The organism is Methylobacterium sp. 13MFTsu3.1M2 (assembly GCF_900112625.1).
GTDB lineage: Bacteria > Pseudomonadota > Alphaproteobacteria > Rhizobiales > Beijerinckiaceae > Methylobacterium.
The window spans coordinates 22,872-49,186 of sequence record NZ_FOMM01000002.1; the positions used below are offsets into that span (position 1 = coordinate 22,872).

Annotated in this window: 21 protein-coding genes; 7 read left to right on the plus strand and 14 right to left on the minus strand. The window is 72.5% G+C overall.

Annotated elements, in window-relative coordinates; all coding sequences use genetic code 11:
* Positions 1–203 precede the first annotated feature (203 nt).
* From BM314_RS00110 to BM314_RS00120, 3 genes are all read left to right on the plus strand, one after another.
* Positions 204–2,378, plus strand: coding sequence for a 4Fe-4S binding protein (locus BM314_RS00110; protein ID WP_244539811.1), 2,175 nt, complete (start codon positions 204–206; stop codon positions 2,376–2,378).
* Positions 2,375–3,352: an FAD:protein FMN transferase gene (locus tag BM314_RS00115; RefSeq protein WP_091976344.1), complete on the plus strand. Its 978-nt coding sequence runs from the start codon at positions 2,375–2,377 to the stop codon at positions 3,350–3,352. Before BM314_RS00110 ends, BM314_RS00115 begins: the two co-directional genes overlap by 4 nt.
* Positions 3,353–3,495: 143 nt before the next feature.
* Entirely contained in the window at positions 3,496–4,626 is a 1,131-nt protein-coding gene (locus BM314_RS00120; protein WP_091976346.1) for a serine hydrolase domain-containing protein, read from the plus strand.
* Between the two features lie 14 nt (positions 4,627–4,640).
* Here BM314_RS00120 and BM314_RS00125 read toward each other — a convergent pair whose 3' ends face one another.
* The gene (locus tag BM314_RS00125; RefSeq protein WP_091976348.1) at positions 4,641–5,528 is read right to left on the minus strand and encodes a LysR family transcriptional regulator; all 888 of its coding nucleotides are present in this window, start codon (positions 5,526–5,528) and stop codon (positions 4,641–4,643) included.
* Between the two features lie 93 nt (positions 5,529–5,621).
* Here BM314_RS00125 and BM314_RS00130 point away from each other — a divergent pair, with 93 nt between their 5' ends.
* Entirely contained in the window at positions 5,622–6,617 is a 996-nt protein-coding gene (locus BM314_RS00130) for an aldo/keto reductase (protein ID WP_091976350.1), read from the plus strand.
* A gap of 4 nt (positions 6,618–6,621) precedes the next feature.
* Here BM314_RS00130 and BM314_RS00135 read toward each other — a convergent pair whose 3' ends face one another.
* The 4 genes from BM314_RS00135 to rpoN form a co-directional block, all read right to left on the minus strand.
* Entirely contained in the window at positions 6,622–7,773 is a 1,152-nt protein-coding gene (locus tag BM314_RS00135) for a M20 family metallopeptidase (RefSeq protein ID WP_091927408.1), read from the minus strand.
* 168 nt (positions 7,774–7,941) lie between these two features.
* Positions 7,942–9,768 (minus strand): glutamine--fructose-6-phosphate transaminase (isomerizing), encoded by a 1,827-nt coding sequence (glmS, locus tag BM314_RS00140; protein WP_020095050.1) that lies wholly within the window; start codon positions 9,766–9,768, stop codon positions 7,942–7,944.
* 146 nt (positions 9,769–9,914) lie between these two features.
* Positions 9,915–11,291 carry a bifunctional UDP-N-acetylglucosamine diphosphorylase/glucosamine-1-phosphate N-acetyltransferase GlmU gene (gene glmU, locus BM314_RS00145; RefSeq protein WP_091976352.1) on the minus strand — a complete coding sequence of 459 codons (1,377 nt, stop codon included), beginning with the start codon at positions 11,289–11,291 and terminating at the stop codon, positions 9,915–9,917.
* Between the two features lie 75 nt (positions 11,292–11,366).
* On the minus strand, positions 11,367–12,941 hold the full coding sequence (gene rpoN / locus BM314_RS00150) for an RNA polymerase factor sigma-54 (protein ID WP_091927410.1): 1,575 nt from the start codon (positions 12,939–12,941) through the stop codon (positions 11,367–11,369).
* A gap of 425 nt (positions 12,942–13,366) precedes the next feature.
* On the opposite strand from rpoN, the gene BM314_RS00155 reads away from it, so the two are divergent.
* A complete protein-coding gene (locus tag BM314_RS00155; protein WP_020095047.1) occupies positions 13,367–14,086 on the plus strand; it encodes a Crp/Fnr family transcriptional regulator in 720 nt (239 codons plus the stop codon).
* A 685-nt stretch (positions 14,087–14,771) separates the two neighbouring features.
* On the plus strand, positions 14,772–15,038 hold the full coding sequence (locus tag BM314_RS00160; RefSeq protein WP_020095045.1) for a DUF6894 family protein: 267 nt from the start codon (positions 14,772–14,774) through the stop codon (positions 15,036–15,038).
* A 9-nt stretch (positions 15,039–15,047) separates the two neighbouring features.
* On the opposite strand, the gene BM314_RS00165 is transcribed toward BM314_RS00160, so the two are convergent.
* From BM314_RS00165 to BM314_RS00180, 4 genes are all read right to left on the minus strand, one after another.
* Positions 15,048–15,413, minus strand: coding sequence for a hypothetical protein (locus tag BM314_RS00165; protein ID WP_091976354.1), 366 nt, complete (start codon positions 15,411–15,413; stop codon positions 15,048–15,050).
* 4 nt (positions 15,414–15,417) lie between these two features.
* On the minus strand, positions 15,418–15,648 hold the full coding sequence (locus BM314_RS00170; protein WP_091976355.1) for a hypothetical protein: 231 nt from the start codon (positions 15,646–15,648) through the stop codon (positions 15,418–15,420).
* 93 nt (positions 15,649–15,741) lie between these two features.
* Positions 15,742–17,331: an OpgD/OpgG family glucan biosynthesis protein gene (locus BM314_RS00175; RefSeq protein ID WP_091976357.1), complete on the minus strand. Its 1,590-nt coding sequence runs from the start codon at positions 17,329–17,331 to the stop codon at positions 15,742–15,744.
* 87 nt (positions 17,332–17,418) lie between these two features.
* Positions 17,419–18,084: an SCO family protein gene (locus BM314_RS00180; RefSeq protein WP_091976359.1), complete on the minus strand. Its 666-nt coding sequence runs from the start codon at positions 18,082–18,084 to the stop codon at positions 17,419–17,421.
* A 243-nt stretch (positions 18,085–18,327) separates the two neighbouring features.
* Here BM314_RS00180 and BM314_RS00185 point away from each other — a divergent pair, with 243 nt between their 5' ends.
* A complete protein-coding gene (locus tag BM314_RS00185) occupies positions 18,328–19,230 on the plus strand; it encodes an MBL fold metallo-hydrolase (protein WP_091976360.1) in 903 nt (300 codons plus the stop codon).
* A gap of 37 nt (positions 19,231–19,267) precedes the next feature.
* Here the strand turns inward: BM314_RS00185 and BM314_RS00190 are convergent, their stop codons facing one another.
* The 5 genes from BM314_RS00190 to BM314_RS00210 all read right to left on the minus strand — a co-directional run bounded on the left by BM314_RS00190 (position 19,268) and on the right by BM314_RS00210 (position 26,268).
* Positions 19,268–20,875, minus strand: coding sequence for a putative bifunctional diguanylate cyclase/phosphodiesterase (locus tag BM314_RS00190; protein ID WP_244539812.1), 1,608 nt, complete (start codon positions 20,873–20,875; stop codon positions 19,268–19,270).
* A 166-nt stretch (positions 20,876–21,041) separates the two neighbouring features.
* On the minus strand, positions 21,042–21,473 hold the full coding sequence (locus BM314_RS00195; protein WP_056527784.1) for a helix-turn-helix domain-containing protein: 432 nt from the start codon (positions 21,471–21,473) through the stop codon (positions 21,042–21,044).
* Between the two features lie 794 nt (positions 21,474–22,267).
* Positions 22,268–23,350, minus strand: coding sequence for a Gfo/Idh/MocA family protein (locus tag BM314_RS00200; RefSeq protein ID WP_091976363.1), 1,083 nt, complete (start codon positions 23,348–23,350; stop codon positions 22,268–22,270).
* A 2-nt stretch (positions 23,351–23,352) separates the two neighbouring features.
* A complete protein-coding gene (locus BM314_RS00205; protein WP_056527789.1) occupies positions 23,353–24,480 on the minus strand; it encodes a Gfo/Idh/MocA family protein in 1,128 nt (375 codons plus the stop codon).
* Positions 24,481–25,311: 831 nt separating this feature from the next.
* Entirely contained in the window at positions 25,312–26,268 is a 957-nt protein-coding gene (locus BM314_RS00210) for a zinc-dependent alcohol dehydrogenase family protein (protein WP_091976364.1), read from the minus strand.
* Positions 26,269–26,315 lie beyond the last annotated feature (47 nt).

Here is a 26,315-nt window from a genome sequence, read left to right on the forward strand (position 1 = left end):
GGGAGAGGGACAGGGTGAGGGATCAGGGCCGTCGGGACGAGGCGCGAGGCGACCGCGGGTCAAGACCGTGCTCCATCCTGAAACTCATCGTCCCTCACCCCGACCCTCTCCCGCTCGGGAGAGGGGGCCCGTCGCGCATTGCCGCCGGCGTCGGTGCGCGACCCGGGCCTGTGACCGACGCGGCCTGGGGCGGAGGCAGCCAGATGACTCGGCCGCTGCGGAGCGCACCGTCTCCCAGGCCGCCCGCGCCGTGCACCGCCCTGGCCCGGGGCGCGGGCCTGCTCCTGCGCGCCGCGCTGCTCCTTCTCGCCCTGCTCCTGCCGACCCTCCCGGCCCGGGCCGGCCAGCTCGATCGCGCGGGCGTCGAACGCCACTTCCCGCCCCCGCTGGTGGTCGGCGAGAAGGACGACAGGCTCCCGGTCTGGCCGATCCTGAAGCAGCAGGCCGGGTCCTACGAGGTCTTCGCCTACGCGTTCGAATCCGTCGACCTCGCGCCGATCCCGGGCTTCGGGGGCACGCCCCCCGACCTGCTGATCGCGCTCGCCCCCGACGGGACCTTCCGGGACGTGACGGTGCTCTCGCACCACGAGCCGGTCTTCCTCGAGGGGCTCGGCCCGGAGCCGCTCCTCGCCTTCGTCGAGCAGTATGCCGGCCTGTCGGCCCGGCAGGCGATCCGGGTCGGGCGGCCCAACGCGCGGGCCGCCGGCGCCGCGCCGCAGACCACCGTCGACGGCATCTCCATGGCCACCGCCTCGACCCGGGTGATCAACCAGTCGATCCTGGCCTCGGCGCTGGCGGTCGCCCGCGCGAAGCTCGGCTTCGGGGCGGCCAATGTCGGCCTGAAGGTCGAGGCGAGGCCCGACCTCTATGAGCCGCTGACCCTGGCCGACCTGCTCGCCCGGGGCTGGGTCCGGCGGCTGACGGTCACGAACGCGGACGCCGCCGCGGCCTTCCGGGGCACCGGCGTGGTCGATCCGTCCGAGGGTCCGGCCGACGCCGTGCTGACCGACCTCTACGTCGCCGCCCTGGACCCGCCCTCGATCGGCCGCAACCTGCTGGGGCCGGCGCGCTACGACGCGCTCATGCGCGAGCTCGGCGCCGGCAACCACGCCGTGATGGTCGTCAGCGCCGGGCCGGAGGACGCGCCCGAGAACCCGGTCGGCGACCGGTTCGTGCTGGGCGCCGTCCCCGACCGGCTGGCGATCGGCCAGGCCGGCCTGATCGTGAACGCCCGCGACATGGCGGTGGAGCGCCGCGACGCCGGCCTTGCCGAGGGGCTGCCGCCCGGCCCCTGGACGATCCTGCGGATCGACCAGGCCGCCGGCTTCGACCCGTCCGCGCCCTGGGTGCTGACCGAGACGATCGTCCGCGACCGCGGGCAGATCCTGTCGGAGAAGATCGCCCGGACCTTCACGGTCGAGACCGCCCTGCCCGCCGACCTGTTCACGCGGGTCCGGCCCGATGACGGGCCGAGCTGGACCGACCTTTGGCGGGCCCGGGCGCCCGAACTCGCGCTGATCGGGCTGATGCTCGCGGTGCTGGTGCCGGTCCTGAGCCGCCAGCGCGGGCTGGTGGCGGACCAGCGCCGCTTCACCCTCTTCCGCCTCGGCTTCCTGGCGCTGACGCTCGGCTTCGTCGGCTGGTACGCGCAGGCGCAACTCTCGATCGTGACCCTCGTCGGCCTCGTGCGGGCCGCCACCGTGACCCACGACCTCGCCTTCCTGCTCTACGACCCGCCCTCGCTGGTGCTCTGGGCCTTCGCGCTGGCCGCCCTGGTCGCCTGGGGGCGCGGGACGTTCTGCGGCTGGCTCTGCCCCTTCGGCGCGCTGCAGGAACTCGTCGCGCTGCTCGCCCGGCCGCTGCGCATCCGCCCGATCGCGGTTCCGCCCGGCCTCGACCGGGCGCTGCGGTCGCTGAAATACGTCGTGCTCGCCGGCATCCTCGGTGCCGCCGCCGCGGGGTCGCCCCTCGCCGACACCCTGTCCGAGGTCGAGCCGTTCAAGACCGCCATCACCCTGTACTTCGTCCGGGCGTGGCCGTTCGTCGCCTACGCGGCCGGGCTGCTGGTGCTCAACCTGCTCGTCTACAAGGGCTTCTGCCGCTACCTGTGCCCGCTCGGCGCCGCCCTCGCCCTCCTCGGGCGGGTCCGCGTCCTCGACTGGATCCCGCGCCGGGCGGAGTGCGGCTCGCCGTGCCAGCTCTGCAAGGTCCGCTGCCGCTACGGCGCCATCGCGCCCTCCGGCCGGGTCGACTACGCCGAGTGCTTCCAGTGCATGGAGTGCGTGACGATCATCCACGATCCCGGGCAGTGCGTGCCGCAGGTCGTGGCGCGCAAGCGGGGCCGCCGCGCCGCGCCCCGGCCGGTGACCGTCGGATGAGCGCGCCGCCGCACTTCGCGCCGGCCCGGCGCCGGCTCCTCGTCGGGGCCGCGGGGCTGGCCGCGCTCGGCGGCGTCGCGGCGTTCCGCGCCGCCGCGGCGTCGCGCGGGCTGGCGCTGCGCACCCGCGCCGGCCTCGCCTTCGGCACGACCGTGGCCCTGACCGCCGCCGGGCCCGACCCGTCCGCGGTCGAGGCCGCGCTCGACGACGGGTTCGCGGCGATGCGCGCCGTGGAGGCGGCCGCCAGCCTGTTCCGGGCCGACAGCGCCCTGGCCCGCCTCAACCGGGACGGGTCCCTCGAGGCGCCCGACCCGCACCTGCTCGCCCTGCTGCGCTTCGCCCTCGCCCTCGCGGCCGAGACCGGCGGCGCCTTCGACCCGACCGTCCAGCCGCTCTGGCCGGTCTGGGCCGGCGCGGCCGCCCGCGGCGAGCGCCCCGGGGCGGAGGCCCTGCGGGGGGCCCTGTCGCGGGTCGGCTGGCGGCGCGTGCGGGTCGCGACGGACCGGATCGTCCTGGAGTCCGGGACGGCCCTGACGCTGAACGCCCTGATCCAGGGCTACGCGGCCGACCAGGTCATGGCGGCTTTCCGGGCGCGCGGCATCGACGACGCCTTCGTGGATACCGGCGAGTTCGGCGCTGCCGGCGCGCATCCGGACGGCGCACCCTGGCGCCTCGGGCTGGCCGATCCCCGCCATCCCGGCGACATCGCCGCCGTCATCGCCCCGTTCACCGGCTTCGCCGCGACCTCGGGCGACTACAACATGAGCTTCTCGCACGACCGCACCGACCACCACATCTTCGACCCGGCCACCGGCCGGTCGCCGCGCGGCCTGTCGTCGGTGACGGTCACCGCGCCGACGGGGCTCGTCGCCGACGGGCTGTCGACCGCCTGCATGGTCCTGGGCCGCGCGCGCGGCGCGGACCTCGTCGCGGCCCGTCCGGGCTGCGCCGTGCGCTTCACCGGGAAGGGCTGACACATCCGGCCCCGTCGTGCGGGGCGAGCCCCGAACCGCGGCGCGCGCCCTGCCCTCGCGGGGCCGATGGCTCTACGGAGGGTCCGATCCGCGGCGCAGGCCCTGCATGCGCCCGGACCGGAGAGGACCGTCAGGAGACGCGCGTGACCGAAGCGACCGGGCCGTACTGGCCTACGGATGACTGGGCGGAGCAGGACCCGGGTGCGGCGGGGCTCGATGCCGGGCGGCTCGCGGACGCGGTCGCCTTCGCGCAGGCCCACGAGAGCGCGTGGCCGCGCAGCCTGTACTATCCCGACGGGCGCTACGTCGGGATCGTCGAGTGGAACGAGACGGGGCCCTGGAGCACCGTCGACGGGCCGGTGCGCCCGCGCGGCGGCCCGGCGGGCGTGATCCTGAAGGGCGGCCGGCGCGTCGCCGCCTGGGGCGACACGGCCCGCCCGGACATGACCTTCTCGATCGCCAAGAGCTACCTCGCGGTGCTGGCCGGCCTCGCCCACGACGACGGCCTGATCCCCGACGTCGACGCGCCGGTGCGCGACAGCGTACCCGACCCGCTCCTCGACGGCCCGCACAACGGCGCGATCACGTGGCGCCACCTCCTGCAGCAGTCGAGCGAGTGGCAGGGGACCCTGTTCGGCAAGTCCGATCAGGTCGATCATTTCCGGCAGATCGGCCCGAGCGCCGACAACAGCCGCAAGGGCGAGGCGCGGGCGCTGCGGCGCCCCGGCACCTACTACGAGTACAACGACGTCCGGGTGAACCTGCTGTCGTACTGCCTGATGCGCCGCTTCGGCCGGGCCCTCCCGGACGTGCTCCGCGAGCGGATCATGGATCCGATCGGCGCCTCCCGCGACTGGGCGTGGCACGGCTACGACACGGCCTGGGTCGCGGTCGACGGCGCGCGGGTCCAGTCGGTCCCCGGCGGCGGCCACTGGGGCGGCGGCCTGTTCATCGGGGCCGACGACCACGCCCGCTTCGGCCTCCTCGTCGCCCGCGGCGGCGCCTGGAACGGGCGGCAGCTGCTCTCGGAGCGCTGGATCCGCGCCATGCTGACGCCCTCTCCGACCCTCGACAACTACGGCTACCTCTGGTGGCTGAACCGCGGCGCGGCCGCCAAGCCGGAACTGCCGGCCTCGGCCTTCAGCGCCCTCGGGGCGGGCAACAACGTGATCTGGTGCGATCCCGAGCACGACCTCGTCGCGGTCCTGCGCTGGATCGACAAGGCGGCCCTCGACGGCTTCCTGCTGCGCCTCGTGGCGGCCCTGCGCCCGTAGGCGGGCCGGCGGCGCTAGCGGCCCCGGACGTGATCGACGAAGCTCCGGAGGACCGGCCGCATCAGGCGGCGGCTCGGGTAGTAGAGGAAGAAGCCCGGGAAGGGCGGGCACCACGCGTCGAGGACCCGGATCAGGCGGCCGGCCGCGATGTCGGCCGCCACCTGCGCCTCGAAGAGGTAGGCGAGGCCGGCGCCGCCGCGCGCCGCTTCGGCCACCAGCCCGTCATCGTCGAGGACGAGGGTGCCGGTGACCGGGATCGACTGGGCGATCCCGTCCTTCTCGAGTTCCCAGAGGTAGAGGCCGCCGCTCGGGAAGCGGCGCCGGACGCAGACATGCCGGTGCAGGTCCTGCGGGTCCGCGGGCGTCCCGTGACGGGCGAGATAGTCCGGCGCGGCGACGATCGCGCCGCGCTGCGGCGGGCCGAGCGGCACCGCGATCATGTCCTGGTCCAGGCTCTCGGCGAAGCGGACGCCGGCATCGAACCCCTCGGCGACGATGTCGCGGAAGCCGTCCTGCGCGCGGATCTCGATCTCGACGCCCGGATGCGCGCGGGTGAACGCGACGGCGAGCGGCACCAGCAGCATCTCGGCAGCCGACCGCGGCACCGAGATCCGCAGCGTCCCGGTGAGCCGCCGCTCCGCGGCGGTCGCCGCCTCGACCGCGTCGGCGATCGCCGCGAGGGCGGGCTCGAGACCGTCGAGCAGGCGCTGGCCCGCCTCGGTCGGGGCGACGCTGCGGGTCGTCCGCGCGAGGAGGCGCACGCCGAGGCTCGCCTCCAGGCCGTTGATCGCGTGGCTCACCGCCGAGACCGAGAGCCCGAGATCGCGCGCGGCGCCGCGGAAACTCCGGCGCGCAGCGACCGCGGCGAAAAGCGACAGAGCGGGGAGGTCGGCGCGTCTCACTGTTGAGCCGCATAGAACAGCCTGCGCCGCAGGTCACGGATTATCGCCGCCGGCGCCCCGTGCGAAGTCCGGCCCGCATCACGGGAGGCCCGCATGGATCACCGCCGACTCGGAACCGAACTCACCGTCTCCGCCCTCGGCCTCGGCTGCATGGGCATGAGCTACGCCTATGGCGGCCAGCCCGAGGGCGAGGCCACCGCCACCCTGCGCCGCGCCGTCGACCTCGGCATCACCCTCTTCGACACGGCCGAGATGTATGGCCCCTTCGAGAACGAGAAGCTGGTGGGCAAGGCCCTGGCGCCGGTCCGCGACCGGGTGATCATCGCCACCAAGTTCGGCTTCAAGATCTCCGAGACCGGCCAGGGCCCCGACCGGATCATCGGCGTCGACAGCCGGCCGGAGCACGTCCGGGCGGTCTGCGACGCCTCGCTCCGGCGCCTCGGCGTCGACGTCATCGACCTGTTCTACCAGCACCGGGTGGACCCGGCGGTGCCGATCGAGGACACGGTCGGCGCCATGGCCGATCTGGTGCGGGCCGGCAAGGTCCGGGCGCTCGGCCTGTCCGAGGCCGGCGCTGCCACGATCCGGCGGGCCCACGCGGTCCACCCCATCGCCGCCGTGCAGAGCGAGTACTCCCTCTGGAGCCGCGATCCCGAGGCCGAGGTGCTGCCGACCTGCCGCGAACTCGGGATCGGCTTCGTGCCGTACAGCCCCCTGGGGCGCGGACTCCTGACCGGCGCGATCCGCGACCGCGACAGCCTCGCCGCTGACGATTACCGCCGCACGATGCCGCGCTTCGCGGCGGAGAACCTCGCGGCCAACCAGCGGCTGCTCGACACGCTCGCCGTCCTGGCGCGCGACAAGGGCGTCACGCCGGCCCAGCTCGCCATCGCCTGGGTGCTGAACCAGGGCGACTTCATCGTGCCGATCCCGGGCGCCCGCAAGATCCGGAACCTCGAGGAGAACGCGGCGGCGGCCGGTCTCGTCCTGGCCGAGGCCGACCTGCGGGCCATCGCGGACGCGATGCCCGCCGAGGCGGTGACCGGCGACCGCTACGGCGCCGCCGGGCTGGCGATGGTCGGTCTCTGAGCCGTCAGAGCGCCGCGATGGTCTCGGCCACCGCGCGCGCCCGCGGCACGAGGCTTCCCACCTCCAAGTACTCCTCGGGCGAGTGGGCCTTGCCGCCCACCGGGCCCACGGCGCAGAGCGTGGGGCAGCCGACGCTGGCGGTAAAACCCGAATCGGCGCAGCCGCCGGCGAACTCGCCGGTGACGGGGTTGCCGCCCTCCGCGCTCACCCTTGCGTAGGTCTCGAACAGGGCCCGCGAGGCCTCGTCCTGCACGAGCGGCAGGAACTCGCCCTTGATGGTGAGATGCGCGGTCGTGTCCGGCACCGTCGATCCGGCCACGATCGCGGCGATCCGGTCCATGGCGGCCTCGCGGTCGGGCGGGGTCACGTAGCGCAGGTCGATCTCGCAGGTCACCCGGGGCGCCACGGTGTTCACCGACTGGCCGCCGGAGACCAGGCCGACATTCACCGTGGTGCCGCGGTCGAGGTCGGTGAGCGCGTGAAGCGCGACGGTCTTGTGGGCGAGCTCCAGAATGGCGCTCCGCCCGTCGGCGTAGTTGCCGCCGGAATGGGCCGCCCTGCCGAGCACCTCGAGGTGCATGAACACCCCGCCCTTGCGGCCGGTGACGACGTTGCCGGTCGGCCGCCCCGGCTCGGAATTCAGCACCGCGCGGGCGCCCCGGGCGGTCTCCTCGATGATCGGCCGGCAGGCCGGCGAGCCGATCTCCTCGTCGCTGGTGAACAGGCCGACGAGCGGCACCGGCGCGCCGCCGGCGCGGTGATAGGCGGCCAGAACGAAGGCGTTCATCACGAGGCCCGCCTTCATGTCGGCGACGCCCGGCCCGTAGGCGCGGCCGTCGGCGACCCGGAACGGCCGGCGGGCCGGCTCCCCCTTCGGGAAGACGGTGTCGCGGTGGCCCATGAGCACGACCGGCCGGTTGCCGCCGCCCGACCCGGCCACGCTCGCCTTCAGCGCGTCGCCGTAGCCGTCGACCGGGATCGTGGTCACCGGGATGCCGTGGCCGGCGAGGAACTCCGCGATGCGGATGCCGACCGCGTCGACGCCCGGCTTGTCGTAGGAGCCGGAATCGATGTTCACGAGCTCCTCGAGGAGCGCCAGCATCGCGCCCTCCTGCCCGTCGAGCCAGCGGAGGACGTCGGTGTCATGGGCGGTCATGGGGGCCTCATACCGGGGTCAGCAGGATTGCGCAGACCGTCTTTGCGAGCGCAGCGAAGCAACCCAGCGTCGCGCAACCTCTGGCAGCATAGCGCAGACTGGATTGCTTCGCTCCGCTCGCAAAGACGGCGCAGCGTCCGAATCGACCGCCGATGTGGTCGGCGGCGCCTACTCCACAGTGACCGACTTGGCCAGATTCCGCGGCTGGTCGACGTCTTTCCCCATGAACACCGCCGTGTGGTAGGCGAGCAGCTGGATCGGCACCGCGTACACGATCGGCGCCACCGTCGGGTCGAGCGCCGGCATGGTGAAGGTCGCGAGCGTGTCGAGCCCGTGCTCGGCCGCGCCCTTGGCGTCGCCGATCAGCACGATGCGCCCGCCGCGGGCGGCCACCTCCTGCATGTTCGAGACGGTCTTCTCGAACACCGCGTCGTGCGGCGCGATCACGATCACCGGCACGCTCTCGTCGATCAGCGCGATCGGCCCGTGCTTCAGCTCGCCCGCCGCGTAGCCCTCGGCGTGGATGTAGCTGATCTCCTTGAGCTTCAGCGCGCCTTCCAGCGCCATCGGGTAGCTGGTGCCGCGGCCGAGATAGAGCACGTCCCGCGCCTTCGCGACCTCCCGGGCCAGACCCTCGATCGCCGCCTCGTGGGTGAGCGCCTCGGCCATCAGGCCCGGCGCCTTGATCAGGCCGTCGATCAGCCGCCGCTCGCCCGCCGCGTCGAGGGTGCCGCGGGCCCGGCCCGCCGCGATGGCGAGGCAGAGCAGCACGGTGAGCTGGCACGAGAACGCCTTGGTGGAGGCGACGCCGATCTCCGGCCCGGCCAGCGTCGGCATCACCACGGAGGATTCCCGCGCGATCGTCGAGGTCGGCACGTTGACCACGCTCAGCGTGTGCTGGCCCTTCGACTTCGCGTAGCGCAGGGAGGCCAGCGTGTCGGCGGTCTCGCCCGACTGCGAGATGACCAGCGTCAGCCCGTCCTTCTCCAGCGGCGCCTCGCGGTAGCGGGCCTCGGAGGCGACGTCGATCTCCACCGGCAGGCGGGCCACCTGCTCGAACCAGTACCGGGCGACGAGGCCCGCGTAGTAGGCCGTGCCGCAGGCGGTGATGTAGACGCGGCTGAGCTTGGCGAAGTCGAAGGGCAGCGCCTCGGGCAGCGCGACTCGCCCCTGCGCCATGTCGACGTAGTGGGCGAGCGTGCGGCCCACCACCTCGGGCTGCTCGTGGATCTCCTTGGCCATGAAGTGGCGGTACTCGCCCTTGTCGATCCGGTAGGCCTGGGTGGCGATCGTCTGCCGGGCGCGCTCGACCGTGGCGCCCGACGCGTCGCGGATCTCGGCGCCGCCCCGGGACAGGATCGCCCAGTCGCCCTCGTCGAGATACGTGATGGCGTCGGTGAACGGGGCGAGCGCCAGGGCGTCGGAGCCCAGGTAGGTCTCGCCCTCGCCGAAGCCGATGGCCAGCGGCGCGCCGTGGCGGGCCCCGATCAGCAGGTTCTCCTCCCCGGAGAAGAGGAAGCCCAGCGCGAAGGCGCCGCGCAGCCGCGGCAGGGCGGCGGCCACGGCCTCCACCGGCCCCATCTGCCGGTCCATGTTGCGGCTGACGAGCTGGGCGACGACCTCGGTGTCGGTCTCGGTCTCGAAGACGACGCCGTCGGCCTCCAGCTCCTGCTTGAGCTCGCGGAAGTTCTCGATGATGCCGTTGTGTACGACCGCCAGCCGCTTGGTGGCGTGCGGGTGGGCGTTGGTCTCGTTGGGCCGGCCGTGGGTGGCCCAGCGGGTGTGGCCGATGCCGATCGTGCCGGTGAGCGGCTCCTGGGCGAGCCTGGCTTCCAGGTTGACCAGCTTGCCCGAGGCCCGGCGCCGCGCCAGCCGGCCGTGCTCCAGGGTGGCGATGCCGGCGGAATCGTAGCCGCGGTACTCGAGCCGCCGCAGGGCCTCGATCACCTGCCCCGCCACCGCGTCGCGCCCGACGATGCCGACGATGCCGCACATAGGAGTGTCTCTCGCTGTCGCGCCCGGATGGCCGCGCGCAGGTCGTGCGCAAGGTCCGGGCCGCCCCGCGCCGTGCGGGGCCGAGCGGGACTTCTACCGGATCGGCACGGCGCAGGGCCAGCCCCGCCCGCGCGGCGTGCCCGGCCTCACGCCTTGCCGCGCCGCGCCTTCTCGGCCTGCAGCGCCGCGCGCTTCTCCCCGGCCCAGCCCGGCTTCACCGCCTGCCGGCCCCGGGCCACCGCCATGGCGTCCGCCGGCACGTCGTCGGTGATCACCGAGCCCGAGGCGACGTAGGCGCCCTCCCCCACCGAGACGGGGGCGACCAGGGCCGAGTTCGAGCCGATGAACGCGCCCGCGCCGATCGTGGTCCGGTGCTTGAGCACGCCGTCGTAATTGCAGGTGATCGTGCCGGCGCCGATATTGGCCTTGGCGCCGACCTCGGCGTCGCCGAGATAGGTGAGGTGCGCGGCCTTGGCGCCGGCCCCCATCCGGGCGTTCTTCAGCTCGACGAAATTGCCGAGCTCCGCGCCGGCCTCCAGAACGGCGTGGCCGCGCAGCCGCACGAACGGTCCGATCTTCACGCCCGTCTCCAGGCTGGTCTCGGTGAGATGCGCGAAGGCCCGCACGGTGCAGCCCTCCGCGACCCGCACGCCGGGGCCGAACACGACGTTGGGCTCCACGATCACGTCGCGCCCCAGCACCGTGTCGTGGCTGAGGAACACCGTCTCGGGGGCGATCAGCGTGGCGCCGCCCAGCATCGCGCTGCGGCGCAGCTGCGCCTGGATCGCGGCCTCCGCGACGCTGAGCTGCACCCGGTCGTTCACGCCCTGCGCCTCGGCCTCGTCCACCGGCACGACCGTGACGGGCAGCCCGTCGGCCACCGCCAGCGCCACCGCGTCGGGCAGGTAGTACTCACCGGCGGCGTTGTCGTTGCCGATGCGGGCGAGCAGGGCCAGGGCGTGCTGTCCGGCGAGCGCCATCAGCCCGGCATTGCACAGAGTCACGGCCCGCTCGGCCGCGCTGGCGTCCTTCTCCTCGCGGATGGCGAGCACGCGGTCGCCGTCGGTCAGCACCCGCCCGTAGCCGGAGGGTGTCGCCGTCTCGAAGGCCAGCACGGCCACCGCGGCGCCGTCGGCCAGGGGCGCGCGGAGACGCAGGAAGGTGTCGGCCGAGACGAGCGGCGTGTCGCCGAAGGCGATCACCACGTCGTCGTCGGGGTCGGCCAGGATCTCCCGGGCGGCGAGCACCGCGTGGGCGGTACCGAGGCGCTCGGCCTGCGGGAAGACCCGGGCGCCGGGGGCCGCCCGCGCGATCTCGGCGGCGACGTCGTCGCGGCCGGGCTCGGCCACCACGGCGATCCGGCCCGCGCCCGCCGCCTGGACGGCGGCCAGGACGTGGCCGAGCATGCTGCGCCCGGCGATCCGGTGCAGCACCTTCGGCAGGTCCGAGCGCATCCGCGTGCCCTTCCCGGCCGCGAGCACGATGGCGGTGAGGCTGCGCGAGGGCGTTCCGGTCGGGGTCATCGCGGGTCCAGGCATCGATCGAGGGCCAAGACGGATGGGCCGGACGGGCGCCCGGCGCAACCCCGTCCGGGCCGATCAGCGCAGCGCCAGGGCGACGTGCTGGCCCGAACCGTGGGCGAAGCGCTCCCGGCGGCGCTCGATCGAGCTCGGGATCCGCAGGGATTCCCGGTACTTCGCCACCGTGCGCCGCGCGATGTCGACGCCCTCCCCGCGCAGCTTCTGCACCAGGGCGTCGTCGGACAGCACGTCGTCCGGCGTCTCGCCGTCGACGAGCTGCTTGATGCGGTGGCGCACCGCCTCGGAGGAGTGTGCGGCGGCGCCGGCCGCCCCGGGGATCGCCGCGGTGAAGAAGTACTTCATCTCCAGGGTCCCGCGGCTCGTGCCGATGGCCTTGTTGGAGGTGACCCGCGAGACGGTCGATTCGTGCATGCCGATCGCCTCGGCCACGGTCTTGAGGTTCAGCGGCCGCAGGTGGGTGACGCCGTGGACGAAGAATCCGTCCTGCTGGCGGACGATCTCGGTGGCGACCTTCAGGATGGTGCGGGCGCGCTGCTCCAGCGAGCGGGTCAGCCAGTTGGCGTTCTGGAGGGCCTCCGACAGGAAGGCCTTGTCACCCTCCGCGGCGGCGTTGCGCGAGACGCGGGCGTAGTAGCTCTGGTTCACCAGGACCCGGGGCAGCGCCTCGCTGTTCAGCTCGACCAGCCAGGAGCCGTCCGGCGCGGCGCGCACGAACACGTCCGGAACCAGGACCTCGACGGCGCTCGACCCGAAGGCCCGGCCGGGCTTCGGATCCAGGCGGCGGATCTCGCCCAGCATGTCGACGAGGTCCTCGTCGTCGACGCCGCAGAGCCGGCGCAGGGCCGCGAAGTCGCGCTTGGCCACGAGGTCGAGCCGCGAGACCAGCGCCTGCATCGCCGGGTCGAACCGGTCGCGCTCGCGCAACTGGATCGCGAGGCACTCGGCGAGGTCGCGGGCCGCGATCCCGGGCGGGTCGAAGGTCTGGACCAGCGCCAGCATCCGGCCGACGAGGGCCGGGTCGGCGCCGAGCCGCTCGGCCACGCCCTCCACCGTCTCGCGCAGGTAGCCGGCCTCGTCGACGGCGTCGATCAGGAAGCCGCCGATCAACCGCTCGGCCGGCTCCCGGGTCGCGAGGTCGAGCTGGCCCGCGAGGTGCTCGCGCAGCGAAGTCTCGGCCGTGAGGGTCGCCTCGAAATCGGGCGCCTCGGCGTCGAAGCTGCCGCCGGTGCTGCCGTAGGGCGGCGGCGTCAGCGAGAGCATGTCGCCCCCGCCCGCCTCGCGCGCCTGGACGGGGCTCTCGTCGGGGAAGACGTTGTCGAGGCGCGTGTCGAAGTCGCTCTCGATCTCGCCGCGGCTCGGGTTGAGGTCGGCCGAGAGCCACGAGTCGGGCTCCGGCGCGTCGAAGCCGTCGGCCCCCGCCTCCTCGGCATGGCTGCCCGATTCGGCGGCGTCACCCGCGGCCGGCAGGTCCGGCTCGGCGCGCTCCAGCAGCGGGTTGCGTTCCAGCTCGGCCTCGACGTAGGCCGAGAGATCGAGGTGCGAGAGTTGGAGAAGCTTGATCGCCTGCAGGAGCTGCGGCGTCATCACCAGGGCCTGGCCCTGACGTACTTCCAGCCGTTGCACCAAACTCATGCGAGGCCCCGATGCCCTTCCGGCGCGGTTCGCCAGCCGGAGCCACGCTGCTCACGGCATGGTTCTTGCTTGCTCCGTCGCACTTTCTGTAACGCGATCCGACCCGCGCGTCAAAGCGCGACCGTGCACGCCGCTGTTGGCAAGTGCATGGCGCTCCGGGACGCGCAGCGTTCCAGTCACATCCCGATCCGCCGCCCGGCAGTCTGAGGGCAGATCTTAAAGGAAGGTTTGCGCAATCATCCGCGCGCATTTGCCAGGACATCCGAAATCCGCCGGCAAAGCTTTGTCTGGTTGCAGACGCTTCCCCCGCTAGATGCAATATCCGCTCGCTATTCCGTGTTGATCCGAGCATGGCTCGGGGGTGCGCCGCGGTTCCCGCACGAGAGCTGCTGCGCGGAGGTCGATTTCTGCGTACGCGTTTGCCGATGCCGCATCAGAACCGCCTTCTGGCCGCCCTATCCGAGGCGGATGGCGCACTGCTCGGGCCTCATCTGGAGGCGATCGACCTGCCCCTCGGCAAAGTGCTCGTCGAGCCGGCCGCCGCGATCCCGCACGCGGTCTTCATCGACACCGGCCTGTGCTCGGTGGTGTCGACCCTCGCCGAGGGCGGCCGGATCGAGGTCGGCCTGTTCGGACGCGACGGCATGGCCGCACCGGCGCTGCTGCTCGGAACCGACACGATCCCGTACCAGATTTTCATGCAGGTCGCAGGCCGAGGGCGCCGGATCTCCGTGCCGGCCCTGCGCGACGCCCTGAAATCCAGCCCGTCGATGCGCAACCTGCTGCTGCGCTACGTCCAGACCTTCCTGGTCCAGGTCGCCCAGACCGCGATCGCCAACGCGGGCGCGCCCGCCGAGGAGCGGCTCGCGCGGTGGCTCCTCATGTACCACGACCGGCAGGACGGCGACGACCTGTCGGTGACGCACGAGTTCCTGTCGATCATGCTCGGCGTGCGCCGCCCGACCGTCACGGTCGCGATCCACACTCTGGAGGGCGCCGGCCTGATCCGGGCCCGGCGCGGCCGGATCCGGGTCCTGAGCCGCACCCGCCTGGAGGAGGCCGCCGGCCAGACCTACGGCCCGGCCGAGGCCGAGTACGAGCGCCTGATCGGCCCGCTGCGGCGGCCTCAGAGCACGCTGGCGTAGGGGACTTCGGCCACCACCGCGCCGGCCTCGTCGGTGATGACGAAGGTGTCGGCGCGCCAGCCGCGCGGCGCGCCGTAGACGTGCGGCAGCCGGCGCATCTCGCGCAGGATGTCGCGGGCGAGATGCTCGGCCGCCGTCCGATCGGGCAGATCGTCGCCCTCTCGATCGGCGATCAGCGTCCCGTGACGTCGGACGTTGAGGAAGAAACGGGGCAGGTCACATCCCCTTCGAGCGTCGGCCAGCGGGGCCCCCGGCGCGCCCGTCGAAGACAGGGTGTCGCGCCATCGGGAACGGCGTCGCGGGCCTGAGCGGGTTGTCGGATCGGCGTGAACCACGCCGCGCGGGGACCGGCCGCCGAGTGTCCGCCGAGACGGGCGGCGCGCGCAAGGGCGGCCGCTCGCGCACTGACGGGTACCGGGTCGACCGCGCCGGCCATATCGTACTTTCGTGCAGCGGGTTCGGGGATCGGCACAGTCCGTGCCGCACCCGCGGCGTATGTCCACACTCATACATTTTCTTTGAGGGCGGGCGGATCGCGGCCCGCGCGGCCGCGTTCTCCGCGCGGTCGCCGCGGCGCGAGGATCCGGCGGCCCGTCGCGCGAGGGCGTGCGGCGCGCACACACAGGTTAACGACACCGCTCAGGTCGCGGCGCACGCTCCTCAGCTGGCCGTGAGGTTCTGCGCCATGCGCTACTTCACCGATTTCACCGACGACCGCGGCCTGTCCCTCGACGAGGAGGGGCTGCCCTTCGCCGATCGTCACGAGGCGTGCCTGTCGGCGACCGAGGCCCTGATCGAGGCCGTGCATGACCGGCTCCGCGTCCGGGCGGACCGGCCGGCCCCCGGAGATGCCGGCCTGGTGCTGGAGGCGCGGGTCCGCGACGCGACTGGCAGCACGGTCTTCCGCGCCCGCCTCACCCTCGATCTGGACTGGCAGCCCTCCGACGGCTGAGCGCGGGCCCTACCAGCCGCAATTGGGGATCGGCGGCTGCGCCTTGGCCATGGCCGACTTCTCGATCGGCACCATCGCGCCCCAGGCGTATTTCTGGGCGTGGGGCGTGACGTTGGCGAAGAGGCAGCCGAGCTGGAAGTGGGTCGCGCCCATCTCGCCCGCGAAGCCCATGCAGTCCAGGAAGGTCCAGGTCTTCGGCACCGGGGTCATGGACCGCCAGCGCGGCATCGCCACGGGCGAGCAGACTTTGACCGCCCCGGTGCCGTCGTCGGCGTTGAGCGCGTCCCCCTGGCTCTGCGCCGCGGAGAGGGCGAGGCCGAGCAGGAGGATTGCCGCGAGAATCGCTCGGCCGGGGATCAGGGCGTGTCGGCTCATCGGGTCAGCGCATCGTCCACCACAGGGCCGCGAGGATCGCGAAGCCGAGAACGTTGTAGAGGATCGCCCAGATCCAGACACCCAGGACGGCGCGGCTCGGCTGCCGCGGTCGCGACCGGCCGGGGCGCAGGCGGTTCCGGTCCTCCGGAGTCGGCCAGATCGCCGCCCGGGGCGCCTTGAGGAGCCGCGTCAGCACCTCCGGGAGGTGCGGGCCGGGCGGTGTCTCGCCGGTCATGGCGGTCTCCGATGCGACGATGGGCGGGTCCGGGGCGGAACCGCCCGGAGCCGGACCGGTTCGGGCGACGGGCCGTCCGGCGACGACCGCCGCTCACAGCACCGTGCCGGGTGCCTGCGGGTAGTATTGGTAGGCCCAGGTCTCCGAGAGCAGCCTCTCCCCGGACTTCAACTGCAGCCGCATCTCCACCGGATCCGGCCCCTCGGCGTAGACCTTGAGAAAGACCCGCCAGGGGCTCGGCTTGCCGTAGGGCGCCCAGGTGGCGCCGACTTCCTCCACGCTGCCGCGCGACAGGGTGAGCGCGACCGTGGCCTTCTCGGGATCGAGGCCCGACAGGGCCGCGCCCTCGAATTCCAGCACGAACTGCCGCACGAGGTTGGCCCGGCCCGGGCGTCTGTCGGCATCCGCGAGCCACGCGGCCTTGGTGGCCCGGGTCGCGACGCACCGGGCGAGGTCGGTGGCGACCGGCTCCTTGACGGTCCAGCGCAGCCGGTAGGCGAAGCTGCGGTCCGACCCGGCCTGCGGCGCGTCGTCCGGCACCCAGAGAGCGACGATGTTGTCGTCGGTCTCCTGATGGGTCGGGATCTCCACGAGCTGGACGCTGCCGCGGCCCCAGTCGCCCTGCGGCTCGACCCAGATGTCGGGACGGTTCTCCTCGAAGCCGTCGTCGATGTAGTTCTCGTAGGCGCGGTCGCGCTGGAGCAGGCCGAAGCCCTTCGGCGACCGGTCGGCGAAGGCGCTGACGCTGAGGCGGGGCGGGTTGTTGAGCGGCCGCCAGATCAGCTCGTCGGCGCCGGTCTGCATCAGCAGCCCGTCGGAATCGTGCACCTCGGGCCGCCAGTCGCTCGCGAGGAAGCGGCTCATGCCCTCCGAGTACCACAGCATCGAGGTCAGGGGCGCCATGCCGAACCGCTCGACCGCCTTGCGCATGTAGACCGTGCAGGCGACGTCGATGACGACGTGCGGCTCCTTCCGGGCGACGAACCGGTAGGCGCCGGTGAGGCTCCGGCCCTCGAGGAGCGCCAGCACAGTCACGGCGCCGTCCGCGGCCGGGCTGACATAGAAGCGGGTGAAGACCGGGAATTCCTCGGTCTTCCCGGGCCCGAGCGCCGTGTCGATCGCGATGCCCCGGGCCGAGGCCCCGTACTGGGCGCCGTCCCCGGCGGCGCGGAAGTACGACGCGCCCAGGAAGGCCAGCCAGTCGCCGTCGTCGCCCGGCTGCCCGGCGGGCGCCTTTTGGAACCGGAACCCCGCGAAGCCCGCCCCGTCCGGAACGTCCTTGGCAGGGTTGCCCGGCGGGTAGGTGAACAGGTCGTGGCTGTAGAGCACCTCGCGGGCCTGCCCGCCCTCCAGGGCGTAGACCTTCACGGGATGGCGGAAGAAGTTGCCGAGGTGGAAGAAGGTCACCGGGTACGGGCTGTCGGCGAACAGGGCGTGGCCCGGCGGGTAGCGGATCTCCTGGAGCGGCCCGTAGGTCAGGGCGTCGAGGGCCGCCGAGGCGGGCGCCTCCGGGGGCGGCGCGTAGGGCCGGTCCCGCAGCGTCCGGGCGAGATCCTTCAGCCGGTCGAGGTCCATGGGCTCGGGCGGTGCGAGGCGCGGCCCGCCGCCGGCGGCCCGGGCGAGGCCGGGATACGGCGCGAGGGCGAGGAGCCCGATGGCGGTCAGGACGCGGCGCGTGATCAAGCTGGAACCCCCGGATTCGGTCGGGCCTCGCGACCCGCGCCGCCCTCTAGCCACGCCGGCGCGGCGGCGCAATTTCCCGGCCGCGGCTCAGCTCCGCGGACCGCAGTTGCCGGTGCTGCCGTCGGTCGTCCAGAGGTTGGCGCCGCCCCCCGGCGGGCACTGCCCCGGCAGCGCCAGGGTGATCAGCTTCGCGAAGGTGTTGGCCTCGTCCTCGCCGTAGCCGATCTCGCCGACCATGCGGCCGGTCCTGTCGAACAGCGCCACGGTGGCGGAATGCTCCATCGTGTAGTCGCCGTCCTTGGTCGGCACGCGCTTGTAGGCGACGTGGTAGGCGTCGGCCATGCGGGCGACCTGCTGCGGCGTGCCGACGAAGCCGCGGATCCGCGGGTCGAACGAGGCCAGGTACGCCCGCAGGGTGTCGGGCGTGTCCCGCTCCGGGTCGAGAGTGACGAAGACGACGTTGAGGCGGTCCGCGTCGCGGCCCATACGGCCGAGGGCCGACGCCAGGGTCGCGAGCGTGGTCGGGCAGACGTCCGGGCAGTGGGTGAAGCCGAAGAACAGGACGGACGGCTTGCCGCGGAGATCGGCCTGGGTCACCGGGCGGCCGTCGAGATCCGCCATCGTGAACGGGCCGCCGACCTTCCGGGAATGGCTGAACCGCGATCCCTGCTGGAGGACGATCGCCCCGGTGCCGGTAGCGATCACGGCGACGAGGGCAACGGAGGCGATGAGGGCGAGAGGGCTCGGTGCCATGCTGTGACCTGCGACGGCGCGTCGGGGTGGCCGGTATCGATGCCGCCAATATGGGGTCCGTGTCGACAGGCGTGAGGCCGCGGCCTCCCGTGCGGGGCCGGACCTGGAGAGGCGACGACGTCAGGAACACGCCCGGGAGAGGCCGGTTGGCCAGGGTACGGGCGCTCGCGCCATCCGGCGCCGGGACACTCGGGCCGCGGGCCCGACCGTCCCCTCCGCGACCGCGCACGGGAGCCGCCCCAGATGGCCCAGCAGATCCCCGTCGACCCGCAGGCCCGGGCCGACGATCCCCCCCGCGACGCCGAGCGGGACGACGCCACCCACGCCATCGCCGATGACGTCGCCTATCAGCGCCACGTCCTGGTCAACGTCGTGTTCGTGGGGCCCCCCGGCGCGGGCGACCGGGGTTGGGTCCTGATCGACGCCGGCGTGATGGGCGCGAAGCGCGGGATCGAGGCCGCGGCCCGGGCCCGCTTCGGCGAAGGCGCCCGGCCGGCCGCGATCGTCCTGACCCATGGCCATTTCGACCATGTCGGCGTCTTGGAGGACCTCGCGGAGGACTGGGACGTCCCGGTCTACGTGCACGCCCTGGAGCGGCCCTATCTCGACGGCAGCGCCGCCTACCCGACGCCGGATCCGAGCGTCGGCGGCGGACTCCTCGGTCGCCTGTCGCCGCTGTTCCCGACGAGCCCGGTCGACGTCTCCGGGCGGCTCCGCCTCCTGCCGGAGGACGGTTCGGTGCCGCCCCTGCCCGGCTGGCGCTGGATCCACACGCCCGGCCACGCGCCAGGCCACGTCTCGCTCTGGCGCGAATCCGACCGGACGCTGATCGCGGGCGACGCCTTCATCACCACGGCGCAGGAATCCGCCTACGCGGTCGCGACGCAGGCGCCGGAGCTGCACGGGCCGCCGATGTACCTGACGATCGACTGGCCGGCGGCGCGCGCGTCGGTGCGGGCGCTCGCCGCGCTCGCCCCGGAGCGGGTCATCACCGGACACGGCCGGCCGCTCCAGGGAGCCGAGATGCGCCGCGCCCTCGACGCCCTGGCGGCGGACTTCGACCGGGTCGCGGTCCCAGAGACGGGCCGGTTCGTGGATCACCCGCTCGAAGCCGCCGACGGCTCCGCCTACAGGGCGCCGCGCTGACCGGCGTGATGCGGCCGCGCGGGCGGAATCCCGCGCCTCACGAGGCCCGCGCGAGATTCTGGAACGGGGCCGGGGATCGCACGGCGGCGAGCACGCCGTCCATCTCGGCCTTCGGCATGGCGTGGCCGAACAGGTAGCCCTGGCCGAAATGGCAGCCCTGTTCGGAGAGCCAGTCGAGGCTGGCGTCGGTCTCGATCCCCTCGGCGGTGGTGGAGAGGCCGAGGCTCGCCCCGAGCTTGATGATGGCGTCGACGAGCTTCGCCCGCTCGTCGCTCATCGTGATGGCGTCGACGTAGCTGCGGTCGATCTTCAGCTTGTCGAACTTCAGTTCGCGCAGGTGGTAAAGGCTGGAATAGCCGGTTCCGAAATCGTCCAGTGCGATGCGCACGCCGAGTTCGCGCAGCGACAGCAGGGTCGTCCGGGTCGCCTCCAGGTCCTGAATCAGGGCGCTCTCGGTGATCTCGACCTCCAGGCGCTGCGGCGGGAAGCCGGTCTCGGTCAGGATCCCGAGGATGCGCTGGGCGAGCCACGCGTCCTGGAACTGCTGCGGGGCGATGTTCACCGCGAGGATCAGGTGCGGCGGCCAGGCCCGGGCATCCAGGCAGGCGCGGCGGATCAGGCTGTAGCTGAGATCCGCGATCATCCCGGTCTCCTCGGCCACCGGGATGAACTCGCTCGGGCCCACCACCCCGCGCGTCGGGTGGCGCCAGCGCGCCAGGACCTCGACCCCGACGATCTCCTTCTCGGGGAGCGACACCACCGGCTGGTAGAAGGGCTCGATCGCGCCCGTCTCGATGGCGAGGCGGAGTTCCGTCTCCATGCGGGCGCGGGCGCGCAGCTCCGCGTCCATGGCGCTGCGGAAGAAGCGGACATTGCCGCGCCCGTCCTTCTTGCCCTGGTACATGGCGAGGTCGGCCGCGTGCAGGATCGCGTCGGCGTCCCCGTGCTCGGCCGACACCGCGGCGACGCCGACCGTGGCGCCGACCTTCAGGTCGTTCTGGTTCCACGTCACCGGCTCGGCGATGCGCGCGATGACCGCCTGGGCGAGGCGCCGCAGCGCCTCGCTCTCGTAGCGGAGCGGGACCAGCATGGCGAACTCGTCGCCGCCCAGACGGGCCGCCAGGCCGCCCGACGGCACGAGCTGCTGGAGACGCTCGGCCACGGCGCACAGGACCGCGTTCCCGGCCGCGTGGCCGTAGAGGTCGTTGACCGGCTTGAACCGGTCGAGGTCGATGAGGAGCACCGCCGCGTCCGCGGCGCCCGGCGCGTGCGCCCGTTCCACGGCGTCGATGAAGCGGCGACGGTTCGCCAGACCGGTCAGCCCGTCGTGCCGGGCGATCGCCTCGGCCTGCGCGGCGGCGGCGGCGCGCTCGAGCATGAGCCGCCGGAGGATGATCGATTTGCGGATGCTGGCGCCCCACTGCGCCACGCCCATGCAGGCGGCGAGCAGCAGCAGGTCCGTGAGGTTGTAGGTGGCGACGACGCTGTTCAGATACGCGAAGGTCCCGAGCGTGACGCCGACGAACCAGATCCCGACGCCGATCACGAGGAGGCACAGGGTCTCGTACAGCTCGCCGCGGCCCCAGGCTCTCGACGTCTCGATCGGCATGGTCAGGACCTGGTTTCCAACGTCAGAGCGAAGCATGCCGTCCGCTCACGCGCTGTAGATCAGCTCCGGACGCGGCAACTTCTCTACATCTTTACGGGTCTTTGTCTTGGTTTAATTTGGATTAAATCGCGCCGCCACGCTGCGCGCGGCTCGGGGGCGCCGGTATGTTCCGTCGCGGGAAGAGATGGACAGGGCCGCGCCGTCACGCCTCGTCGACGGCGTCCGGACGCTGCGCGGCCGCGCGGCTCTCCTGGAGGGTGGCGGCGGCCTTGACGATCGACAGGATCCCGCCGCGGGTCGTCTCGTCGGTGATGCTGGTGAAGGCCAGGACGAGTTCCATGACCTTCGGATCCTCGAACAGGGCCGCGGGTCCGACGCGTCCGCCGCCGTTGTCCCGCGGATCCGCGAAGAACGTGTCCACCGGCACCCTCAGCAGGTCGGCGATGGCCTGAAGACGCCCTGCGCCGATGCGGTTGCGCCCCTTCTCGTACTTCTGAACCTGCTGGAAGCTGACGCCGATGGCCTGACCGAGATCGGTCTGGCTCAGGCCCTGTGCCACGCGGAGCGCCGCGATGCGGCCGCCGATCGAGCGATCGGTCTCGGTGGCGGACTTGGGCTTCGGGGAGGACGACATCGAACGGAAACCTTCAGCATGCTGGATGAGTGGCACTTACCCAGAGTCGCGGAAAAAAACACAACCGAAAACTGCTTAGCGCACCAATAAGTTGCGCAATTCCTAGTTGCACTGGACGCATGGCTTGGCTGTTGGTTGTACGCCCAGGGACGGTGAAACCGCAATGGTCAACTGTATCCGTCACGCAGCGCACAGACGGTTTCCCTCCTGCGCCTGTCTTCGCCGGCTACGGCAGCCTCTCAGTCGCTGTGCGCGACGATACATCGGAGATCGGTCGAAGGGGTGGTAAAGTACCGAGGCCTCCGATCGTCGTGGCGGACGGTGACGGATATGTGATGCGGCCGGCATTGTGATGGGACTGCGGCCGCGGGTCTCCATCAAGACATCGGCGATGCAATTCACCGGCGCGAATGTCGCGGCCGGCGGGACACACACCCCTGTTTCCGACATCGGGCCGCGTCTATCGCCGGCCTAAACACTTTAAGTCCCGGTCGAGAAAATCTATGAAATGATGTATTCACCGGCCAGGCTCGACGGTAGAGTCGGTCTCCCATCACAGCGCCCTCGTCGATGACCGACCTTCTCGTCACCCTCCAGGAGCCAGCCGAACCAGCCGGGCAGGCCGGGCCGGGATCCGAGACGTCGGCCCTGCGCGCGCATATCGCGCGGATTCTGCGCAGGCTGCCTCCCGCCAAGGCGACGAAGACGACCTGACCTCGACTGCCGGGAACGGCGCCGCGACCTGCCCGGACGGATTATCCGCTCGGTACGGGCGCCCGGTCCGGACGCCCCTCCTAGGCGACGGCCTCCAGCGGCTGCGGCCGGGCGCGGACGCGATCGAGGATGTCGAGGGTGCGGATGCTGTCCGCGAGCGGCATGATCGGGCTCTCGCGGGCGCCGGCGAGCAGGCAGCGATGCACCTCGTCGATCTGATGCCGCAGTCCGAACCCGAGGTACGGCGTCGGGATCAGCGCGACGCGGCGGAAGTCCAGCGGCTGCAGGAGGCGTTTCGCGAAGGCCAGCCGGCCGACGGCCTGGCGGCGCGGCGGGGCACGGTCGGCGGGCGCCGGCGCGGCGGCGGTGCGCACGCGCGTGAGGAAGGGCGGGCACAGGAACTGCCGGTGCAGGTGGATGCGGCCGCGCGTGCCGACGATCACGGCGGCGTTGTCGGCCTCTCCGGTCGAGCCGCAGCTCAGGGTCGCGGTCCTGGCGTTCCAGCCGAGCGCGAGCGCGGCCTGCTGCGCCGCCGCACCGCCCCGATCGAGGCCGACGCCCGAGACCTCGTTGGGTGCGCCGAACAGGTGGAGCGCCAGCGACACGGGGTAGACCCCGAGATCGAGGATCACCCCGCCTTCGGCCGGATCGTCCGTCCGTCCGGGCGGGTTCGGCGCGCGGGGGAAGAACAGGCGGGCGTCGAGATGCAGGGGATCGCCGATCTCGCCCGCCTCCAGCATCGCCTTGGCCCGCACGACGCCGGGCGTGAAGCGCATCCACATCGCCTCCATGCAGAAGACGCCCTTCCGCCGCGCCGCCTCCGCGATGCGCCGCGCCTGCCCGCCCGAGAGCGCGATCGGCTTCTCGATCAGGACCGACTTGCCGGCCTCGATGCAGGCCAGCGCGCTGTCCATGTGGTCGCTGTTGGGCGTGGCGATGTAGACGACGTCGATATCCGGCCGTGCGGCCAGGGCCTCGACGCCGGCGACGGCGGCCGGCGCGCCGGACGCCTGGGGGAAGGCCGCGGCGAAGGCCTGGGCGCTCCCGGTGCTCCGCGCCCCGACGGCGGTGAGGCGCGCGTCCGGCCGCCCGAGAAGGTCGCTGACGAAGCGCTGGGCGATGATCCCGGTGCCGAGGACGCCCCACGAGACGGTCTGTGCCATGGCTAGAACCTGGATCTCAGCTGGATCACGGCGCCGCCGCCGGCATTCTGCATGGCGAGCGCGATCTCGGTGATGTGCAGCACGAACCGCGCCGGGAGCGGCGCCGGAACGCCCGCCCGGATCGCCGCGGCCTGGGCCGCGGGTCCGCGGGCGAAATCCATCTGCGACGGGTAGCTGGGCAGCTTGCCCCCGAAGCGGGGAGTCGGCAGCTTCCGACCTAGGAAGATCCGCCCGGGCAGGTAGCGCTGGATCCGGTGCAGCAGCCGGCCGAGCCGCCCGGGCGCCTCGCCGCTCGGCGAACGGAGATAGACCGGGCCCTGGCTGGCCCACGAATCGGTCACGGTCAGGACGCCCCGGTCGCCGATGATGTGCAGGGATCGGTCCTGCGGCGCGACGAGGCCGCAGGTGATCCGCGCGACGACGCCGGATCGGAACTCCAGGCACGCTGTCGAGAAGTCGTTGGCGACCGAGTCCGGGGGCTGGCCGGTGCCCTTGTCCGGGTACAGGCGCGACGCGAAGGCAGTCATGCGCTCGACCGGGCCGAACATCAGGCTCATCCAGGTCAGGTAGTAGCCGGCGTGCTCCAGGGTGCAGCCGACCCGGTACTCGTCCTCGGCCGGCCAGGGGGCGCCGGTCACGCTCCGCCATTCATGCACCGGCTCCCGGAACACCGGCCCGTCCTCCAGCTCGGCGTAGACGAGCCGGACCGAACCGACCTGGCCGGACGCGACGGCCTCCCGCACGGTCGCGCCCGCCTCGCCCAGGATGCTCGCGGGCGCGCCGCTCAGCGAGAGGCCCTTCGCCTCGGCGAGTTCCACCAGCGCTTCGGCCTGGGCGTACTCCATGGCGAGCGGCTTCTCGGAGTAGACGTGCTTGCCGGCCTCCAGGGCGGCCTTGGTCACGACGTAGTGACTGTGCGGATTGGTCAGATTCAGGATGAGGCCGATCTCCGGCTCGGCGAGCAGGGCCTCGAGGCTGTCGAAGGCGCGGGCGTTGTAGTGACGGCAGAAGACGGCGCGCCGCTCCGGGTCCCGGTCGTAGACGCCGGCGAGGCGCAGTTCGGGGTGGTTCACGAGGGTCGTCATGTAGAAGTCGGCGACGTAACCGCAGCCGACGATCCCGATCTGCATCTCTGTCCCTGAAGGTCATCCGCACCGGATTCGGGTCGTAGCGGCAGCGCTCCGTTCCGCGCCTTCATCAATTGGGCGTAGGATCGATGCGCCGAGAGCTCAGCGACGCTCTCCGGCGCCCGAATTCGGCGCCCATGTCTCGGCAGTACACGGCGCTCGGGCCGCAGGCGCTGACGCTATTCGGTCGAACGCGCGTTTAACGCTCCGTTTACCGTACGGTCCGACAGTTCCGGTGCAACCGGAGCCCCGTGGACAGCCATGCTCGATGTCGCCTTCTGGTGGTGTGTGGCCGTAGCTTTGACCGGATCGGTCGGCCTCGTCGGCCTGGCCGTCGTCGCCGGCCGGAGCGGCCGCTCGCAGCCGCGCGGCCTCAAGCTTACCCGGACCGAGCCCCTCGTGCTCCGTCACTTCGGGCGCGCGTAGGTCGGCATTCGACCGGCACCGGCCGAGTATCCGGCGTCTCAGATCTTTAAGTTCGCGGTCGGGTCGGGTTCCCGCCGGGAAGATCCGTCGTGCTCAGGTCGCGCAAGGATCCCTGACCCTTAACCGGTTCACCCCGGTCGACGTAGCCGTCGGGCACCACCGCCTGGGATCCCTTCGATGGAAGGCGGGTCGGGATCGGGCCGGTCGCGGTCACCGGAACGGACGTAACCGAGGTCGTCGACGGCAGGATCGCGTGCCTCCGGGGGCCGCTCGACCCGCCGACCGGTCGGGCTTGCCACGGTGCGACATCACCGTTTCCGCGGGTTCGATCTCAGGTGAGCCGCTTCCCTTCGCGGCGCCGGACGCTGCCGGTGTCAGGTCAGGGACAGCGATCGAGGTCCGGCCGCCTCACGATCTCACCCGGAGCACGATCTTGCCTCCGAGCCGACCCTCCTCGGAGCGCGCGTGGGCGCTGGCGACCTCGTCGAGGGGAAACTCCAGGCCGACTCGCGGCACCACGAGGCCGCGCTCGAGGAGGCGCGTCACGGCGTCGAGCTTCCGGCCGTCCTGGCGTGAGAAGACGAAGTGATAGGTGGCGTTCCGGCCCCAGGCGCCGATGAGGTTCTGAGGCGTCGCGGTGTCGACCAGGGTGACGACGCGCCCGTCCTCGCGGAGGATGCGCGGGGAGCGCGCGAGCGTGTCGCGGCCGATCGTGTCCAGGACGACGTCGACGCCCCTGCCCTCGGTCAGGCGATCGACGGCGTCCACATAGTCCTCGCCCTCGAAATCGATGACGGCGGAGGCGCCGAGCCGCTCGACGCGCGCCACGTCGCTGCCGCGCGCCGTCGCCAGGACCCGTGCCCCGATGGCCTTCGCGACCTGGACGGCGATCGCCCCGACGCCCCCGGCACCGCCGTGGACGAGGACGGTCTCTGTGACCTGCAATCGGGCCCGCTCGACCAGCCCTTCCCAGACGGTCACGCCGACGAGACTGACGCTCGCGGCCTCGGAATGGGTGAGGTTGACCGGCATGCGCGCGACGATACCGGCATCCGCGACGTGGTACTCGGCGTACGATCCCGGACCGCCGAAGATCCGCGGCGTGTAATAGACCTCATCCCCCGCGCGGAACTCGGTCACGTCGGATCCGACCTGGTCGATGACGCCGGACACGTCGTGCCCGATGATGGCCGGCAGCGCGACCTGATCGGTGTAGTCGCCGCGGCGGATCTGGCAGTCGAGCGGGTTGATCGACGTGGCATGCACGGCCACGCGGACCTGCCGGGGTCCCGGCCGAGGGTCCGGCAGCTCCCGGAGCTCGAAGCTGTCCGGCCCGCCGAACTTCGTCAACACCATCGCCTTCAAGAGAGCCTCCCGTCCTGACCGGCCAACCTTGTGTCAGCCGGGCTGCG